The 1,215-nt window shown below is 64.5% G+C and carries 2 protein-coding genes; both read right to left on the bottom strand.

Going from position 1 to position 1,215, the window contains the following annotated elements; genetic code table 11:
- On the bottom strand, positions 1-780 hold a 780-nt coding region (locus U1769_RS25140), incomplete at its 3' end, for an FAD-dependent oxidoreductase (protein WP_332720889.1).
- A gap of 26 nt (positions 781-806) precedes the next feature.
- Positions 807-1,215 (bottom strand): aromatic-ring hydroxylase C-terminal domain-containing protein (locus tag U1769_RS25135; RefSeq protein ID WP_443030459.1); only part of this gene is annotated, 409 nt, incomplete at its 5' end.

Below are 1,215 nucleotides of genomic sequence, written 5' to 3'. Positions count from 1 at the left end.
TACTTCGTCCGCACCCTGTACGCCGTGAGGATAGTTGCGGATCGCGCCGCCGAATGATCCGGTGACATAGCCAAGATCGGCGAGACCGGCGCCCAGCATCGTCGCCATCATCAGCCCGTCGCCGGTATTGGCGACCCCGCCATGCTTGACCGCGTCGAGCAGTTCGGGGGCAAACACGCGCAGCATTTCTCGCGAGCGTGAGAAGCCGCCCGTGGCAAGAACAATACCGCGCGTCGCCGTAACCTCATGTTCCTGATCGCCGAAAAACACTGTGGCGCAATCGACCGGGCCATCGGCCTGCGTCCGATGCAGGCGCATGGCGGCGGTCTTTGAGAAGAACTGGATGTTGGGATGCGCACGCGCCGCGAGGTGGAGGTCGGTGACCGCCCGGCCAGTGCCGGTGGTGTGGATGCGCGGCACCGCGTCGTAGAGTTCGAACTTGACCCCGTGGTCCTTCAGGAACGTGTAGCCATCCAACTGGCTGTCGAGGAAGCGGTCGATCATGTCGGGGTTGTTCTTGCCAAGGCCGCTGGCGAACAGGTCCTGGCGAAAGGCTTCGAGGCTGTCCTGCTGGCCCGCGGCCAGCGTCAGATCGGTGCCGGAAAAGGCGAATCCGCCGCCCGCCATCGCGGAACTGCCGCCGGGTTGGCCGCTTTTTTCGAGCAACAGCACTTGAGCGCCTGCCTCGGCAGCGGCGAGGGCGGCGCAGTGGCCAGCGATGCCTGCACCCAGGACCAGCACCTCGACCTGGTCGGGCAGATTTCCGGTTTCGCGCAACATATGACCTCTCCTTTTTTGTTTTTTCGTTAGCGGCGGAAACGCGGGCCGTGGCCGGTCGCCATTCGGGCGAGGGCAACCGCGTCCTCCGGCGCTTCGTCGCCGCGCCATGCGACGTGCAGGTCCGGACGAAGCAGGAATGCAGAAGCGTTGAAAATCTCGATCAGCCGCCGCTCGTCAAGGCGGCAGACTGCGAAGGGCGCACCGATCGCGGCAAATACAGCCTCCAGCGCGGACGTGTCGAAATCGCCACGCAGGTCGAGCAGGGTGAAACCGTCCCCGATCAGGTCGTGGAGCGGTTTCCAGTCCTTCAGCCACATATGCGGGATGCGGATGCCGGGGCGGGCGTGCGGGACGATCGCGCTGATATCCCAATGCGCCCGATTGCCCGGCTCGTGCGCGACCAAAGGCGATCCAGCATAGGTATAGCAGGTTTCG

The sequence above is a fragment of the Parasphingomonas zepuensis genome (genome assembly GCF_036663735.1).
Taxonomy (GTDB): Bacteria; Pseudomonadota; Alphaproteobacteria; order Sphingomonadales; family Sphingomonadaceae; genus Sphingomonas.
The sequence above is the reverse complement of the archived record's forward strand: the minus strand, read 5'-3'. Positions and strand labels throughout refer to the sequence as shown.